17 protein-coding genes are annotated in these 16,838 nt (G+C 28.4%); 14 read left to right on the top strand and 3 right to left on the bottom strand.

Features of this window, described 5'->3' with window-relative positions; genetic code table 11:
* Positions 1 to 77 precede the first annotated feature (77 nt).
* The 10 genes from E6248_RS01490 to E6248_RS01445 all read left to right on the top strand — a co-directional run bounded on the left by E6248_RS01490 (position 78) and on the right by E6248_RS01445 (position 10,366).
* Positions 78 to 1,832: an ABC transporter ATP-binding protein/permease gene (locus E6248_RS01490; protein WP_316339081.1), complete on the top strand. Its 1,755-nt coding sequence runs from the start codon at positions 78 to 80 to the stop codon at positions 1,830 to 1,832.
* Between the two features lies 1 nt (position 1,833).
* Positions 1,834 to 3,504 carry a thiol reductant ABC exporter subunit CydC gene (gene cydC / locus E6248_RS01485; protein ID WP_316339080.1) on the top strand — a complete coding sequence of 557 codons (1,671 nt, stop codon included), beginning with the start codon at positions 1,834 to 1,836 and terminating at the stop codon, positions 3,502 to 3,504.
* 146 nt (positions 3,505 to 3,650) lie between these two features.
* Positions 3,651 to 3,941, top strand: a complete 291-nt coding sequence (locus E6248_RS01480) for a nitrous oxide-stimulated promoter family protein (protein ID WP_316339079.1) — start codon at positions 3,651 to 3,653, stop codon at positions 3,939 to 3,941.
* A 334-nt stretch (positions 3,942 to 4,275) separates the two neighbouring features.
* Entirely contained in the window at positions 4,276 to 4,686 is a 411-nt protein-coding gene (locus E6248_RS01475; protein ID WP_316339078.1) for a YbaN family protein, read from the top strand.
* Between the two features lie 11 nt (positions 4,687 to 4,697).
* A complete protein-coding gene (locus tag E6248_RS01470) occupies positions 4,698 to 5,018 on the top strand; it encodes a hypothetical protein (RefSeq protein ID WP_316339077.1) in 321 nt (106 codons plus the stop codon).
* 218 nt (positions 5,019 to 5,236) lie between these two features.
* Entirely contained in the window at positions 5,237 to 5,470 is a 234-nt protein-coding gene (locus E6248_RS01465) for a glutaredoxin domain-containing protein (RefSeq protein WP_316339076.1), read from the top strand.
* A gap of 294 nt (positions 5,471 to 5,764) precedes the next feature.
* Complete coding sequence (locus E6248_RS01460) at positions 5,765 to 6,418, top strand: Crp/Fnr family transcriptional regulator (RefSeq protein WP_316339075.1); 654 nt, start codon at positions 5,765 to 5,767, stop codon at positions 6,416 to 6,418.
* An 89-nt stretch (positions 6,419 to 6,507) separates the two neighbouring features.
* Complete coding sequence (locus E6248_RS01455) at positions 6,508 to 6,789, top strand: helix-turn-helix transcriptional regulator (protein WP_136007599.1); 282 nt, start codon at positions 6,508 to 6,510, stop codon at positions 6,787 to 6,789.
* A gap of 241 nt (positions 6,790 to 7,030) precedes the next feature.
* Positions 7,031 to 9,523, top strand: a complete 2,493-nt coding sequence (locus E6248_RS01450) for a DsrE/DsrF/DrsH-like family protein (RefSeq protein ID WP_316339074.1) — start codon at positions 7,031 to 7,033, stop codon at positions 9,521 to 9,523.
* 510 nt (positions 9,524 to 10,033) lie between these two features.
* Positions 10,034 to 10,366, top strand: a complete 333-nt coding sequence (locus E6248_RS01445; RefSeq protein ID WP_316339073.1) for an antibiotic biosynthesis monooxygenase — start codon at positions 10,034 to 10,036, stop codon at positions 10,364 to 10,366.
* A 247-nt stretch (positions 10,367 to 10,613) separates the two neighbouring features.
* Here the strand turns inward: E6248_RS01445 and E6248_RS01440 are convergent, their stop codons facing one another.
* Both E6248_RS01440 and E6248_RS01435 read right to left on the bottom strand, forming a co-directional pair.
* Positions 10,614 to 11,588, bottom strand: coding sequence for a methyl-accepting chemotaxis protein (locus E6248_RS01440; protein WP_316339072.1), 975 nt, complete (start codon positions 11,586 to 11,588; stop codon positions 10,614 to 10,616).
* A 1-nt stretch (position 11,589) separates the two neighbouring features.
* Positions 11,590 to 12,330 carry a DUF2225 domain-containing protein gene (locus E6248_RS01435; protein WP_316339071.1) on the bottom strand — a complete coding sequence of 247 codons (741 nt, stop codon included), beginning with the start codon at positions 12,328 to 12,330 and terminating at the stop codon, positions 11,590 to 11,592.
* 156 nt (positions 12,331 to 12,486) lie between these two features.
* On the opposite strand from E6248_RS01435, the gene E6248_RS01430 reads away from it, so the two are divergent.
* Positions 12,487 to 13,278 carry a GTP pyrophosphokinase family protein gene (locus E6248_RS01430; RefSeq protein WP_316339070.1) on the top strand — a complete coding sequence of 264 codons (792 nt, stop codon included), beginning with the start codon at positions 12,487 to 12,489 and terminating at the stop codon, positions 13,276 to 13,278.
* A gap of 258 nt (positions 13,279 to 13,536) precedes the next feature.
* Here E6248_RS01430 and E6248_RS01425 read toward each other — a convergent pair whose 3' ends face one another.
* Positions 13,537 to 13,887 carry a hypothetical protein gene (locus tag E6248_RS01425; protein ID WP_316339069.1) on the bottom strand — a complete coding sequence of 117 codons (351 nt, stop codon included), beginning with the start codon at positions 13,885 to 13,887 and terminating at the stop codon, positions 13,537 to 13,539.
* 290 nt (positions 13,888 to 14,177) lie between these two features.
* Between E6248_RS01425 and E6248_RS01420 the strand changes: the two genes are divergently transcribed.
* The 3 genes from E6248_RS01420 to E6248_RS01410 are packed head-to-tail and all read left to right on the top strand — an operon-like array spanning position 14,178 to position 16,818.
* The gene (locus E6248_RS01420) at positions 14,178 to 15,113 is read left to right on the top strand and encodes an iron chelate uptake ABC transporter family permease subunit (RefSeq protein ID WP_316339068.1); all 936 of its coding nucleotides are present in this window, start codon (positions 14,178 to 14,180) and stop codon (positions 15,111 to 15,113) included.
* Positions 15,113 to 16,066 carry an iron chelate uptake ABC transporter family permease subunit gene (locus E6248_RS01415; RefSeq protein WP_316339067.1) on the top strand — a complete coding sequence of 318 codons (954 nt, stop codon included), beginning with the start codon at positions 15,113 to 15,115 and terminating at the stop codon, positions 16,064 to 16,066. Before E6248_RS01420 ends, E6248_RS01415 begins: the two co-directional genes overlap by 1 nt.
* Positions 16,063 to 16,818 (top strand): ATP-binding cassette domain-containing protein, encoded by a 756-nt coding sequence (locus E6248_RS01410; protein ID WP_316339066.1) that lies wholly within the window; start codon positions 16,063 to 16,065, stop codon positions 16,816 to 16,818. Before E6248_RS01415 ends, E6248_RS01410 begins: the two co-directional genes overlap by 4 nt.
* Positions 16,819 to 16,838: the final 20 nt, after the last annotated feature.

The following is a 16,838-nucleotide window of genomic DNA, read 5'->3' as shown; positions in this document are numbered from 1 at the left end:
TCAGTTAATGTATAATTGCAACTGTATTTATCATATACAAATGAGTATCAATATCAATTATGTTAGGAGAAGATATTATGATGATTAATAAAAGGCTAATAAATTTATGTAGCCAATCAAAAAAGTACATCGGTCTAACTATACTAGTAAACTGGCTTGCAATCATTTGCAATATAATAATAATTTTTCTTGTTGGACAGTTTATTAATAAAGTTTACATGGGTGGATTAACTTCCATAAATATGGAGTCAATTTTAAAACCAGGAATTATTATAGTTATTCTTTTAACTATCAGATTTATTTCAAATATTTTATATGCTAAGTTTTCTAATTTAGCTTCAGTAGAGGCTAGATCGACGCTAAGAGAACTTGTATATAAAAAATTGCTTAGACTTGGTACAGGCTATAGTAGTGTGGAAAGCACATCTTCAATAGTTCAAGTTATGGTAGAGGGAGTAGAACAATTAGAAATATACTTTGGAAAGTATTTACCTCAATTCTTTTATTCTTTATTAGTACCAGTTACATTATTTGTTTTTATGAGCTTTGTTTCATTTAAAGCTGCTCTAGTATTTATACTTTCAGTACCTCTAATTCCTGTTTCTATTATTGCAATAATGAAGATTGCAAAGAGAATTTTAAAGGATTACTGGAAAAGTTATTCAGACCTAGGTGGAAGCTTTTTAGAAAATCTTCAAGGACTTACAACTTTAAAGGTTTTTGATATAGATGAAGAAAGACATGAAAAAATGAATGTTGAAGCTGAAAAGTTTAGAAAAATTACTATGAAGGTTTTAAGTATGCAATTAAATTCTATTACGATAATGGACTTAGTTGCATTTGGAGGAGCAGCTCTTGGAACTATAGTTGCATTAATTCAATTTAGAAATGGAGATTTACTTCCAGGAAGCTTACTTATAGTAATACTTTTATCTTCAGAATTCTTTATACCACTTAGACTTTTAGGATCTTACTTCCATATAGCTATGAATGGTATGGCAGCATCAGATAGAATCTTTGGAATTCTAGATGCTAAGGAAAGAGAAAAAGCAGTAGATAATTCTATAAAAGAAATTAAAGATGATATTAATATAAGTCTTAAGAATGTTACTTTCAGCTATGATGGAGAAAGAGAAGTTGTTAAGGATGTTAATATGGAAATAACACCAAAGGGAATAGTTGCAATAGTTGGAGAAAGTGGTTCTGGAAAGAGTACTATCGCTTCAATAATCCTAAATAACCACAAGGTTAATAAAGGGCAAGTTCTATTGAACTCAAAAGATATTGAAAACTTAGATTCAAATCTTATATATGAAAATATAGCTTTAATATCTACTAATAGCTATATATTTAATGGAAGTATATTAGACAACCTTTTAGTAGGTAAAAAGGATGCCACTACAGAGGAAATAAATGAAGCCTTAAAAGTATCGAGATTAGATAGTTTTATAGAAGGATTAAAAGATAAATTAAACACTAATGTAGGTGAGGCAGGAAGTGCCTTATCTGGAGGTCAAAAGCAAAGATTAGCTCTAGCTAGAGCAATACTTGCTAATAGAAAGATGATAATATTTGATGAAGCTACATCAAATATAGATGTAGAAAGTGAAGAAGCTATATGGGAAGCTATATATGAACTTTCTAAGGATAAGACTATATTAGTTATATCTCATAGATTAGCTAATGTTAAAGAAGCTAAGAACATATATGTTATGAATAAGGGATCTTTAGTAGAAGAAGGAACTCATAATGAGTTAATGAAGGCTGAAGGATATTATAGTAACATGGTTAACAAGCAAAATGAATTAGAAGAAATTAGGGAGGTTTGTTAATATGAAAAGAAGATCAGGCTTCCAAATAATGAAGAGATTAATAGTTGAACTAAAACCTCTAGCACCAATAATGTTAATAACAATATCTCTAGGAGTTTTAGGATTTCTAGCAGCTACTTCTATAGCTGCCTTTGGGGCAGTAGCACTAGGTGCTCATATAGGAGATATAACTTTTATATCCTTTAAGGGGGCATTAATAGTTATGGCAGTTGCAGCAATTCTTAGAGGATTCTTAAGATATGGTGAACAATTATCAGGTCACTATATAGCTTTTAAAATTTTATATATTTTAAGAGATAAGATATTTACAGTATTAAGAAAGCTTGCACCAGCTAAGCTTGAAGGTAAGGAAAAAGGAAACTTAATAGCATTAATAACTTCTGATATAGAGCTTTTAGAAGTGTTTTATGCTCATACAATAGCACCAATATCAATAGCAATTATAACAAACTCTATAATAGCTATAATATTATTTATAATTAGTCCTATCTTTGGAGTAATTGCAGCTATATTTTATTTAATAATTGGTTTTGTAATTCCTTATGCATCTTCTAGTTTTGCTAAAGAAGCAGGAGTAAATTACAGAAATTCATTTGGAGAAAGTAATAACTATGTTTTAGATTCTTTAAGAGGATTAAAAGAAGTATTACTATTTAAAAATGGTGAAGAAAGATTAGAAAAAATAAAAGAAAATTCAGCTAAGTTAAATAAGAGCTTAGATAAGATAAAGGAACATGAAGGAATAATAAGAGCTTTAACAGATCTTACAATTATGGTAGCGATATTAACTTTTGTAGTTCTAGGAGTTCACAAGTTCTTAGCAGGAGATATTACATTTACAGCTGCAATAGTAGCTATAGTAATAGTTGCTTCTTCTTTTGGACCAGTAGTTGCCTTAAGTAATCTTTCAAATACATTACTTCAAACCTTTGCTTGTGCAGAGAGAATATTTGAGATTTTAGATGAAAATCCATTAGTTGAAGAAGTAGAAGGAAAAGCAGATATAAACTGTGAAGATATAAGATACAATAATGTAACGTTCTCTTATCCAAACAGAGAAGAAACTATATTAGATGGAACTAATATCAATATTAAAAAGGGAGATAAGGTTGCATTAATAGGTGAAAGTGGGATAGGTAAGAGTACATTTATTAAGCTTATAATGAGATTCTTTGATGTAAATTCAGGGGATATAAAAATAGACAATATAAACATAAAAGAAGTTAACACAAAATCTTTAAGAAATACTCAAAGATTAGTAAGCCAAGAAACATTTTTATTTAATGAATCTATTAAAGAGAACATTAAGATAGGAAACAAAAATGCTACTGAAGAAGAAATTATAGAAGCATGTAAGAAAGCATCAATTCATGATTTTATATTAACATTACCTAAAGGATATGACACTAAAGTTGGGGAACTTGGATCAAATCTATCTTCAGGAGAAAAGCAAAGAATTGGTCTGGCTAGAGCCTTCTTAAAAGATAGTAAAGTACTTATATTAGACGAACCAACAAGTAATTTAGATGCCCTAAATGAAGGTGAAATACTTAAGTCTATTAAGGAAAACTGTGAAGATAAAACTATAATTCTTATTTCACATAGAAAGTCTACAACTGCTATATGCGATAAGGTTTATAAATTAGAAAATAAGAAAATTGAACTAGTATAACAAAATAAAGGAACTGTTAGAAAAATATAATTATAAAGCAGTTCCTTTATTTAAAAAGATTTAATGATAATGATTATCAGTATCTATAAAGATATATTTAGAATGAACATTAATATTTTATTAATATAAATGTAGGAGTGGGATATATGACTAAAATTGAGAGAGAAAAAAGAACTATTGAGCTTATGATAAATATTTATTGTAAGAAAAAGCATAAGAATAAAGAATTATGTGAGGAATGTAAGGAGTTATTAGAATATGCTCATAAAAGACTTAGCTATTGCAAATTTGGTGAAGAAAAAAGCACCTGTGCAAAGTGTCCAATACATTGCTATAAGAAGGATATGAAGGATAAGGTTAAGGAAGTTATGAGATTCTCAGGTCCAAGGCTTCTTATATACAATCCAATAGAATTATTTAGACATATGACATACTAGTCAATTAACAATTAGCAATTAACAGTTAATAATTAAGGAAAAAACTCATGGATGAGTTTTGAAGATTAGATTTTTTAGTTACCATTCGAACTCAATATAAAGTGATTCTTATCTTCAGGTGGAGTTTTCTTAAAAAGTAGTGAACCAAAGTCTTGTATTTTGTGTGAATAAATTTCACAGAGTGCAGGATGCCTACTCCATATGAAGGTTAGAAGAACTAATCCAGGCGCGTAGCAGTGCTTAGCTCCTCCTTATAGAGGGTGGGAGTGTTAGCAATGGTAGCGATGGGATAAATCTATATGTGGAAATTTATTAATAAAAAAGGGGAATTATTATGAAGTCTATTAAAAAATACATCTATATAACGGTAGGTCTTATTGCAGTAGTGTTAGGGGCCATAGGAGTGGCATTACCTATATTGCCAACAACACCATTTTTATTACTTGCATCTTATTGTTTTGCAAGGGGCTCTGAAAGGTTTAATAATTGGTTTATAAATACAAAGCTATATAAAAACCATTTAGAATCCTTTGTAAATGAAAGAGCAATGACATTGAAAGAAAAGGTTACTTTATTAGCATTTGCTGATTTTATGTTAGCATTTCCATTAATACTTATAGATAGTTTAATTATGAAGGGCGTTATAGTTTTACTTATTCTATGTAAATTCTATTATTTTATCTTTAGAATAAAGACTATTTCACCAGAAGAAAAATCAATTAGAAAACTTAAAGAGGAACTATAATTGGAGGAACCATGGAAAGAATATCATCAAATTTATTTATGTTAGCACTTATTGTTTATTATATACCTAAGCTTTTCAAAATAAGGAAGTTCAATTATAGAAAAGCTCATATTGCTGTTGGTACTTTATCTGTATTAGCCATGTGCTTGGCTTTATTTCAAAAGATAAGAACTACAGATTTTATTAAATATATTGGATTTACTTTAGTTATGCTATCTATTGGAATTACAGGATATTTCTTAACGAAAAAAAGGGGACTTTCGAAAAAACTTCATATAATTAGTACTATTGGATTTTTTGTATACTTATTTTTAGTTGTAGCTGTCTTTTAAATATAATTGTTTTTAAATAAGATTATTTCCTATAACTTTAGAGAAGATCAACGACTAATATTTTAATTTAGATTTTCTTGACTACATCATTTAGTGCAGAACTTTTTAATTATTTAATGATTCATTCTTAATTATTTTGTGACTTTGTTACAGTCAAAAAGGTCGCTTAAGAATATACTTATATCATAATAGAATTTATGATACGGAGGAATTTAAAAATGAATAATATAAAAGTATATACAAGCAACACATGTCCATGGTGTACAAAGGTAAAGAATTACTTAAAAAGTAACCATGTTGGATATGAAGAAGTAAATGTTTCTTACGATAGACAAGGAGCTATGGAAATGGTAGCAAAGAGTGGCCAAAGGGGAGTTCCTGTTTTGGATATAAATGGTAATATAGTAGTTGGATTTGATAAGAGACAAATAGATCGCCTATTAGGACTTTAAAACAATATAAAAATAAAAAGATCTATGCTTTGAATTTAGATAACGTACTAAAGAATTATTTTAAAGTTATAAGGATATAATTTTATAGATGTAGATTATTAATTGAACTATATATAGAACAATTTATTTTCTATAAAGCTATATTTTGTGCAAATAATATTTGAGAAATATTAGTATTTAAGTAACTTATATATAGGAACTATTGATTATTAAAAAGAGTAAAGCTACAATTAAGGTAGTTTTACTTTTTTTATTTAGAAAGTAATTTAAATGATTCAATTGTGTAGGTGAAGTATGGATATAATAAAAAATATAAGTAAGAGTTACCCATTTTTAAATGAATTAGATACAGAAGTGTTAGGGATTTTTTCTGAGAGAATAATTTTAAACAATTTTGAAATAGGACAAAATGTATTTGATAATAAAGTTAGTTGTATAGGATTTTCTTTTATATTAGAAGGAAGGCTTAGAGTATATAAGTTAGGTGATGATGGAAAAGAAATTACCCTGTATAGACTAGGAAAAGGGGACAACTGCTTTAACACTATTCTTTGTGCACTAACTGAGACTGATGAAATCTCTTTTGCAGAAGTAGAGGAAAATGCTTTAATTGCAGTACTTCCTATGGATTTATTTAAGAAATATTTACTTAATAATAATAGTTTTTTAAAGTATATATTTAAGAACTTATATAATAAGTTTGAAAATGTTGTTGAAGGTCTGGAAAAGGTTACCTTCGATAGTATAGAAAATAGAATAATAGATTATTTTAAAACTACGATGGCTAATAACAATGGTAGTAAAATAATTTATACAACTCATGAAAAAATTGCAGCTGATATAGGATCTTCAAGAGAGGTGGTGAGTAGAAGTCTTAAGTCTCTTGAAAGGCGAGGAATATTAGAACTGGGTAGAGGAAAAATAAAAATTAAGAATTGGATTTACTAAGCAACTTGACAAATTATTAACAATGTCTTAAAATTTGAATATAACAATAAAATGATTTTAAAAGGGAAAGTCATAAATGAGGTGGTATGGTGGATAGTAATTATAAACAATACGAAGAAGTAGCAGAATTTTTAAAGGTATTAGCACACCCAGTAAGAATTTGTATAGTTAAAAACCTGTTAGAAAAGGGATGCTGTAATGTAACGAATATGCATAGCTGTTTAGGAATGCCTCAATCAACTATTTCACAACACTTGCAAAAGTTAAAAAGTATAGGGATTATTAAAGGTGAAAGAAATGGTCTTGAAATAGTTTATGAAGTAGTAGACAAAAGAGTAGAAGGAATAATTAAATCCTTAATAAGTGAATAATTTCATTTTTAATCAAAAAGTAGTTTAGGTAAGAATAAAAGTTTTTTTTATGGATATGAGTAACAAAAGAAAGTATCAAGAAATTTATTATTAATATTACTTAATATGAGAGTAAGCATATCATATAAGTAATATTATTGCTTAGTATAAAATTTTAAGATGCTTTTTTTATAAAATATATATTCAAATATTTGAATATAGTGATATAATGATATTAATTAATATTTTAGGAGGAAATTTAATGAGTAAAAAAGCATTAATAGTAGGGGGAGTAGCAAGTGGGGCTTCTGCTGCTGCAAGACTTAGGAGATTAAAGGAAGATTTAGATATAGTAATTTTTGAAAAAGGTGAGCATATTTCCTTTGCAAATTGTGGACTGCCTTATTATATTGGAGAAGTTATAAAAGACAGGGAGAGTTTATTATTACAAACTCCTGAAAAAATGAAAGATAGATTTAATATTGATGTTAGGGTTAATAGTGAAGTTGTTTTTGTAAATACTGATGAGAAAAAGGTTAAGGTAAAATCCTTTGATAAAGAGTATGAAGAAAACTATGATTATTTAATTTTAGCTCCTGGAGCTAAACCTATTAGACCAAACCTTCCAGGTATAGATAGTAATAAAATCTTTACTGTAAGAAATGTAAAAGATGTCGATAGAATAAAAGAGTATTCAATTAATTCTAAAATGAAATCAGCTGTAGTTATAGGTGGTGGTTTCATTGGTATAGAAATGGCTGAAAATTTAAAGTATAAGGGATTAGATGTAACTATAGTAGAAGCAGCACCTCATCTTTTATCTAACTTTGATGAAGAATTTTCTAGATTAATAGAAAAGGAGTTAAATGATAACAAGGTTAGTATAATTTTAAATAAGAAAGTAGTAGCTTTTAAAGATGAAGAATCTACAGTTAAGGTTGTACTTGAAGATAATAGAGAAGTAGAGACGGATATAGTTATTTCAGCTATAGGGGTATCTCCAGATACAAGTTTTATAAGAAATAGTGGAATAAGCCTTGGAGAAAGAGGTCATATACTTGTTAATGAAAAAATGGAAACAAGCGTTGAAGGAGTATATGCAGGAGGAGATGCAGTATTAGTAAAAGATATAGTAAGTGGAAAGGAAGCTTATATTCCTCTAGCAGGTCCTGCTAATAAACAAGGAAGAATAATAGCAGATAATATCTCAGGAAAGGAAGCAAAATACAAGGGAAGTCTTGGAACAGCTATAATAAAGATATTTGATATGGTAGCGGCTGCAACAGGGAATAATGAAAAAGCTTTAAAGAGAAATAATGTAAATTATAAGAAAGTATATCTACATCCTTTAAGCCATGCTGGTTATTATCCAGATGCAACTAACCTAAACATTAAGGTATTATATGATGCTGAAAATGGTAAATTACTAGGAGCTCAAGTATTAGGATACGAAGGTGTAGATAAATTTATAGATGTAATTGCTACAACTATTAAATTTGGTGGCACTATGGAAGATTTAAAAGATCTAGACTTAGCATATGCACCTCCATTCTTATCAGCCAAATCTCCAGCTAATATGGCAGGATTTATTGCAGAAAATGAAGCTAATGAATTAGTAGATATAATTAACATAGAAGATTTAGAAAATCTAGATCTAGATAAACAAATCCTATTAGATACAAGAGATGAATCAGAAGTAGCTTTAGGAAGTATAGAAAACTCAATTAACATACCAGTTAATGAATTAAGAAACAACTTAGATAAATTAGATAAGAATAAAGAAATAATAGTATATTGTGCAGTTGGTATAAGAGGATATATAGCTGTTAGAATCTTAAAAGCACATGGATATAAGGCTAAAAATTTAAATGGTGGATACAAGACTTATGTTAACTGGAAGTATGAGGCTAAGGATTTAAATAATAGTATTAGTAATAGGAGTGAAGAGTTAGCAATGAAAGAAGTTGCCTTAGATAAAATTAGAGAGTTAAATGCTACAGGATTATCTTGCCCAGGACCATTAATGCAAGTAAAACAAATGATGGATATGATGGAAGAGGGAGAAGTCTTAAAGGTTAGAGCGTCAGATGAAGGTTTCTATAGAGATATAGAAGCATGGTCTAGAACAACTAATAATAAGCTTTTAGATATTGAAAAGAATAAAGGCATAATTGAAGCTACTATTTTAAAAGGCAATGGAGAAGGACATTCTATAGATAATAGAAATTCAGATGCAATAGATAAAACATTAGCATCTTCCTCATCAAATCAAATAGTAGAAAATAAGAACGGACAAACTATGGTAGTCTTTAGTGGAGATTTAGATAAAGCAATTGCTTCATTTATAATAGCAAATGGTGCAGCTACTATGGGTAAAAAAGTTACAATGTTCTTTACCTTCTGGGGATTAAATATTTTAAGAAAGCCAGAAAAAGTTAATACACCTAAAAACATTATAGAAAAAGCCTTCGGAATGATGATGCCAAGAGGAAGTAAAAAACTTGGCTTATCAAGAATGAACATGGGTGGAATGGGTGCTAAAATGATAAGAGGTGTCATGAAGAATAAAAATATCCAATCCTTAGAAGACTTAATGACAGCAGCTATAGAAAATGGAATAGAAATAGTTGCATGCACAATGTCCATGGATGTTATGGGAATTAAAAAAGAAGAATTAATAGATGGAATAACTTATGGGGGAGTAGGATACTACTTAGGGGAAGCAAATTCCTCTAACGTAAATTTATTTATTTAATTAACTAACTAAGAACTTTATAGATTTTATGCTCTGTTCTCGGTCGCAGCCTCCAAGTCGACATTCGCATAAAAATCTATAAAGTTCTTTTGTTATATTTAAATTTGCAATGTGCTAGCCAACTTAAGGAGGAAACTCAGGCGATCTGAGTTACAACAATAATTGATGATTGTTAACTGATAAATGTTAATTGTTATCGCTCTAAGTAGATATACGGAATGAATAGATTTATTTTATTTAAAGATGTAGTTAAACCATTATTGTGTGTTTTAATATTTATTTAGCTATATTTTTTTATTAGTAATTAGATAAAGTTAATTTGTAGAGTTAGTTTGAGGAAGACATTGAAATTATTGCAAAGTAATTTAAAAAATTGATCTTTGAAAATTGAATAGTACGGTATTTAAAACCTATATATAAATTATAAAATATTTAGTGTATAATCGAATTGTATGAGTTGTTTGAAGATTAAACTACTCGATAAATTAGAGTTTGAGGAGGTAAATCAAAATGGCTATTACTGTAAACATTTATTATACCGGTAAAAATGGAAATGCTAAAAAGTTTGCAGAAGAGATGATCTCCAGTGGAGTTGTAAATGATATTCGTACCGAAAATGGAAATATACAATACGAATATTTTTTTCCTATGGATGACGAGGAAACTGTACTTTTAATTGATAGTTGGAAAGACCAGCAGTCTCTTGATCTACATCATGCTTCACCGATGATGACGAAAATTACTCAACTTAGAGAAAAATATGATTTGCATATGAAAGTAAAACGATACATTGATGATGAAACAGGGATTGATTCTAAAGACAAAAAATTTATTAGGAATTAAAGTCCAGCAATAATTTTACTGGACTCTGTTAATATCACAGAATACATATATATAGTATATAAAAATTAGGTTTTATTATCTTTTTTACTCTTTATACTATAAATTTAATAGAATTAAAGCAACTAAACAAATTAATTGTTAACTGATAATTGCAAAAGGGAGCTATCGCTATCAGATAAAATCTTATAATGCGATGGCTCCCATATATTTTAATTCTTAATTATTCATTTTCCATTGTGCTAAGCACCTATAGGTTATTATTTAACACAGAAATAGTGGAGTCTAATTCTTCAAGGCTTCCTGCTTGAAGATCCATGTTTGCAGCTATTTCCTCACATAATGCAGAGTGCTCTTGTGATAATGTTGAAACTTTTTCAATAATAGATGAGACATTATCTTTCTCAGAAGATGCTACAGTAAGATTTTCTATGCAGTTATCAATTTCTATAATAGATTCACCTATAGAAGATTTAATATTATTAAAGCTTCCCTTAGTATATTGAAGAGTTTTTTGTTGATTATCTATAACATCATTTGCTGTTTGCATTGATTTCGAAGTGTCTAGTATATCTGATTTAATATCGTCTAATATTTTCGTTATACTTTCTACAGATTGCTTTGAGTTTTCAGCTAGTTTTCTAACTTCTCCAGCAACTACGGAGAATCCCTTACCAGCTTCACCAGCTCTAGCAGCTTCAATTGCAGCATTTAAAGATAATAAATTTGTTTGGCTAGCAATTTGGCTTATAGAGTCTGTAATAGAATTTACAGATTCTAATTTTGAAACTAGTGAGTTAACAGTACTGCTAACTGTTGTGAAAGCTTCTTGTAAGGACTTTAAGGATTTATCTAAGTCAGTAAAAGTATTTAATCCCTCATCTGCAACTTTATCAGTATCAAAAACTGATATTTGAACATTAGTTATATTGTATGCAAGTTTCTCCATACGATTATTGAAGTTTTCTAAAATATCTCGAGCAGTACCTAATTCTTCAGCTTGTGATAATGTAGCGTTAGTTAATGAGGAAAGAGAACTATTTACTTCTTGAACAGCAGAAGAAATACTTGAGCTGCTTAGACTTAATTTAGCCATCTCATCCTTTAAAATACTATTTGTTTCGTCTTTTGTGTCAACCTCATAAGTAGGAATTTCGTTTACAGTTTCAATTGTAGATTCTTCTTTAACTAAAGTATTACTTTTAGATCTAGAAAATAAACCCATATTAGTACCTCCCAATTTTATCTTTACTATCTCGAGCCATTTCTTTTACTTTTTGTGGAGCACCTATAGATGTAATGACTTCTGAAAACCATCTTAGTGCTATTGTGTTTTCACCTATTCTTCTATTTAATTCACCAATAAGGTACATAATAGAAAATCTATCTAAGCCGTAGATAGGCAACTTCTCATTTATGTAAGCCTCCTCTAGTGCCATTAAAGCTTGTTTTATGTAGTTTTTTTCATTAGTTTCATCTAATAGAAGTCTATACATCCAAGCAATTTTTAAGCAAATTATTCCTTTAGTGCTAGACTTACTTTCAATAATTAAAGAATTTACTAGAGCTAGCTTGTACCTTTCTATTGATGTTTTCTCATTAAAAGGTAAAGCATATTCTCTATTAACCCATTTCGGTGTGATTTTTTCTTTAACTAATTTAGATTGATAATCTCTAAGCTTTGGAAAATCACTTTTTAAAGCTGAATATCCACAAGATGGACAAATCCAGACTTCATAAAAATAAGGATTGTCTGCAACATATCTAATAAAAAAATCAGAGTCTCTTGAGGCTACTCTTGGAACATTAACTTTCATAGTTGGTGTTCTAAAAGAGTTTTTACATGTTGGACAATCAACTTCTTTTAAAAACAAATTATTAATTTTCTTAGTATCATTATCGATATTAGACAACGACTCTTTAGTATTTCTAATAGTTTCATTTTTATCTATATTTATTTTTGTCATAAGTATTCCCCTCAAAAATGTAGTTACATCTAATTATAACATATTATAGCATTATTTGTAGATATATGAATTTTAAATATTAATGCAATTATATAATTACACTTTTTGATATTTTTGATATAATGATTAAGGTGAAGTTTGAAAAGGGTGATGAATATGGTTAATCATGATTGGAAAAAATTCTTCATGCCTTATGAGCAGGCAGTGGAGGAGCTAAAAGTTAAACTTAGAAGCATAAGAAAGGAATATAGAAAAAGAAATGAGTATTCACCTATAGAATTTGTAACGGGTAGAGTTAAGGAATTATCTAGTCTTTTAGAGAAGGCTAACAAATTTGAAATTCCTTCAGATAGGTTAAAATATGAAATTGAAGATATAGCCGGCATTAGGATTATGTGCCAGTTTGTTGATGATATAGATAAGGTAGTTGAAATATTAAGGGGAAGGCGTGATATGCAGATCCTTTATGAAAAAGACTATGTTAGAGGAGTTAAAGAAAGTGGATATAGAAGCTACCATATTGTAATAAAATATCCAATTAATATGGCAGAAGAACAACTAGAAATATTGGCTGAGTTTCAAATAAGAACTTTATCCATGAATTTCTGGGCTACAATAGAGCATTCTTTAAATTATAAGTATAAAAAGCAATTACCAGATGTAGTAAGAGAAAAGCTTAAAAAAGCAGCAGATGCAGCCTTTGAATTAGATGAACTTATGCTTGATATTAAAGATGAAATAAAAGATGCCCAAAAGTTATTTGAAATTAAATCAGATATAATTTCAAATATAATGCACAACATATTGACTTTAAGATCCTATGGCAAAAGCGCAGAAGCAGTTAGATTTGAAAGTTCATTAAATAAGCTGGTTGAAGATGGTGAAATAAATGAACTTAATAATTTGTTAGTAATAGTTAAAAAGGAAGTCAATAAATACAGAGAATAAAAAGCTCAGCGAACTGAGCTTTTTATAATTAATAATTTAAATTGGATAATGGATAATTATCTTGTAATTTATTCTAAATCAAAAGGGGATTGCATGTTAAAAAACTCGGATTTTATCTGAGTTTTTTTGTTTGGAAGTTTTTATTTATATGGATAAAGCTTTTTAAAAAGATTGTTTATCTAAATCTATTTTACAAATTGGGATTTATTCAATAAAATCCTTTGCTTGCTTAAAATAAGGTAAGCGATAAATTCTAATTTATTCTCTAAAATCCATACCCAATACTTCAGAAGTATCTGAATCTAAATAAACTATAACTGGTCCTAATAAGTCATCATCTTTTGTAGTAAAAGTTACTTTAAATGCTTCATTATTGATAATATCTAAAGTTTCTGTTTCATTTATAATTAAATGTTCTTTGTCAAATGTTATTTTTTCTACCTTTGAAGTCTTCCAATCTATTATTGTTGATTTTATACTGTCATCAATCCAATTATAAGCTGTTTCCCTAATATTATCTTTTTCAGGGATAGAATATTTGTCACTGCATCCAATAAAAAATATAGAAAAGATCAGTACAAATATTATGGAAGTTAATAATTTTTTCAAGATAAAGCCTCCTTTATTTTTCTGCGTATGTAATTATTTTACAATGGTTATATATGAAGAAACAAGATTAAATTACTCAAGAGGTCTTTAACATATTATTCGTATCTCGACTTGGAGCTTGCGAGGTCGACGCAGCAAAATATGTTAAAGATTCCTGTTTATTTTATTGATATAGGAAATCTTTGTATAAAAAGGGGAAATTATTTCAAATATATATTGACAATGATAATCTTTATCAATTATAATAGTAGTCAGTTGATACGGATTATCAAATAGCGGGAGTGGATCATATGACTAAAAAATCTTTATTGATTATTACTATAATATTATCAGTGATATCAATCTTTATCGGTGTATCAGAAATAAACATTCTAAATATGGAATCTAAGGATATAGAAATCCTTATGATAAGTAGATTACCAAGACTTTTAAGTATATTGGTGGCTGGTGTAGGAATGAGCATAAGTGGTGTTATTATGCAGCAAATAAGTAATAACAAGTTTATATCACCTAGTACAGCAGCAACAGTAGATTCAGCAAAGCTAGGAGTTCTATTTTCTTTAATATTATTTACATCAGCTAATATATTTCAGAAAATGATGCTAGCATTTATATTTTCTTTAGTAGGAACATTTATATTTATGTCTATCCTGAAGAAGATAAAAATAAAGAATATAATATTTATACCACTTGTTGGTATTATGCTTGGTAATGTAATAGGATCGATAACAGATTTCTTTGCATATAAATACAACTTAAATCAAAGTATGGGGGCCTTTTTACAAGGAAATTTTTCAACTGTTTTAAAAGGAAACTATGAAATACTTTATTTGAGTATTCCGTTAGTAATTATAGCTTTTTCGTATGTACATAAATTTACATTAGCAGGTATGGGAGAAGAGATGTCAGTAAGTCTTGGATTAAATTATAAGAGGGTTACTAACATAGGAATTACAATAGTAGCATTAATCTCATCGTTAGTTGTAATAACAGTAGGTAGTATTCCTTTTGTGGGACTTATAATACCTAATATAGTTTCTATATGGAAAGGGGACAACCTTAAGAATAATATGCCTATAGTTGCTCTCCTAGGTGCAAGTTTTGTACTAGCTTGTGATATTATTAGCAGACTAATAATTGCACCATATGAAATTCCTATAGATTTAACTATTGGAGTTATTGGAGCTGTAATATTCCTTTATTTAATATTTAGGAGGAATAAATAATGAGAAATAATAAGAAAAAAATAATTATAATGTCCGTGCTTGCAATAACATTCTTAGTATTGTTTGTAGTATGGGGATTAAATGCAAAAAACTATAGATTTAATTTATCCCTTAGGATTCCAAAAGTATTAGGAATTCTAATAGCTGGAAGCACTATTTCAGTAGCTTCATTATTATTCCAAACAATAACTAATAATAGAATCATAACACCAAGTATTATTGGTTTAGATTCTTTATATGGGTTAGTACAAACCATAGTAGTATTTATATTTGGATCAACATCAATATTTATGGTTAATAAAACAGTTAACTTTTTAGTATCAGGAACCTTAATGGTAATATTAGCTATGATTTTATTTAAGGTAGTTCTTAAGAGTGGAAGAAACAATATATTTTTCTTACTACTTGTAGGTACTGTAGTTGGAACATTATTTAGAAGTATGTCATCTTTTATGCAGGTTCTTATAGATCCTAATGAATTTGATGCCCTACAGGCAAAATTATTTGCTTCCTTTAGCTTAGTCAATACGGAGATATTAGTAGTTTCAGTAATAATACTAGCTATAATAGCAATTTTACTATATAAGGATTTTAATAAGCTAGATGTTATGTCCTTGGGAAGAGAACAAGCAGTAAACTTAGGAGTAGATTATGATAAGTTTAGTAAAAAGATATTAGTAATTGTAGCAATATTAGTATCATTATCAACAGCCTTAGTTGGACCAATAACCTTCCTAGGAATTATAGTTGTTAACTTAACTTACGAAATAACGAAAACTTATAAACATTCAGTCCTTCTTATAGTTGGAACTCTTATTAGCATCATTGCTTTAGTAGGAGGACAGTTCTTAGTAGAGAGAGTATTTAACTTTACTACAACTATAAGTATAGTAATTAATTTTATCGGTGGAATATACTTTATAAATCTATTATTAAGGGAGAGTAAGCTATGATAGAAATAAAAAATATTAATAAAAGCTATGGAAGTAAAAAAGTTGTAGATAATGTTTCTTTTAATATAGAAGAAGGAAAAATAACTTCTTTTATAGGACCTAATGGAGCTGGTAAGAGTACAGTTTTATCAATAATTTCGAGACTTTTAGATGCTGATTCAGGTGAAGTTTTTATAGATGGAAAAGAAATAAAAGCTTGGGATTCTAAAGAGTTATCTAAAAAACTATCAATATTAAAGCAAAATAATAATTTAAATATAAGATTAACTATTAGAGAATTAGTTTCCTTTGGAAGATTCCCATATTGCGAAGGGAAGCTTAAAAAGGAAGATGAAAAGTTTATTGAGGATGCATTAAGCTATATGAAGCTTACAGATATTCAAGATAAATATATAGATGAGTTAAGTGGTGGTCAAAGACAAAGAGCGTATATTGCAATGATATTAGCTCAAGATACAGATTACATACTATTAGATGAACCACTAAATAACTTAGATATGAAGCATTCAGCTGAAATGATGAAAATGCTTAGACAAATGGTAAATGATTTTGGAAAAACTATAGTAATAGTAATTCATGATATTAACTTTGCATCATGTTATTCAGATACTATAGTAGCTCTAAAGGATGGGAAATTAGTTAATCATACTTCAACAGAAGAAATGATAACTGAAAATAATTTAAAACGTCTTTATGATATGAATTTTAATATTAAAGAAGTAGACAATCAAAAAATATGTATTTATTTTTAAAAAATTTAAATATAAAATTT

It is taken from the genome of Clostridium sp., assembly GCF_032552055.1.
Taxonomy (GTDB): domain Bacteria; phylum Bacillota; class Clostridia; order Clostridiales; family Clostridiaceae; genus Clostridium.
The sequence above is the reverse complement of the archived record's forward strand: the minus strand, read 5'-3'. Positions and strand labels throughout refer to the sequence as shown.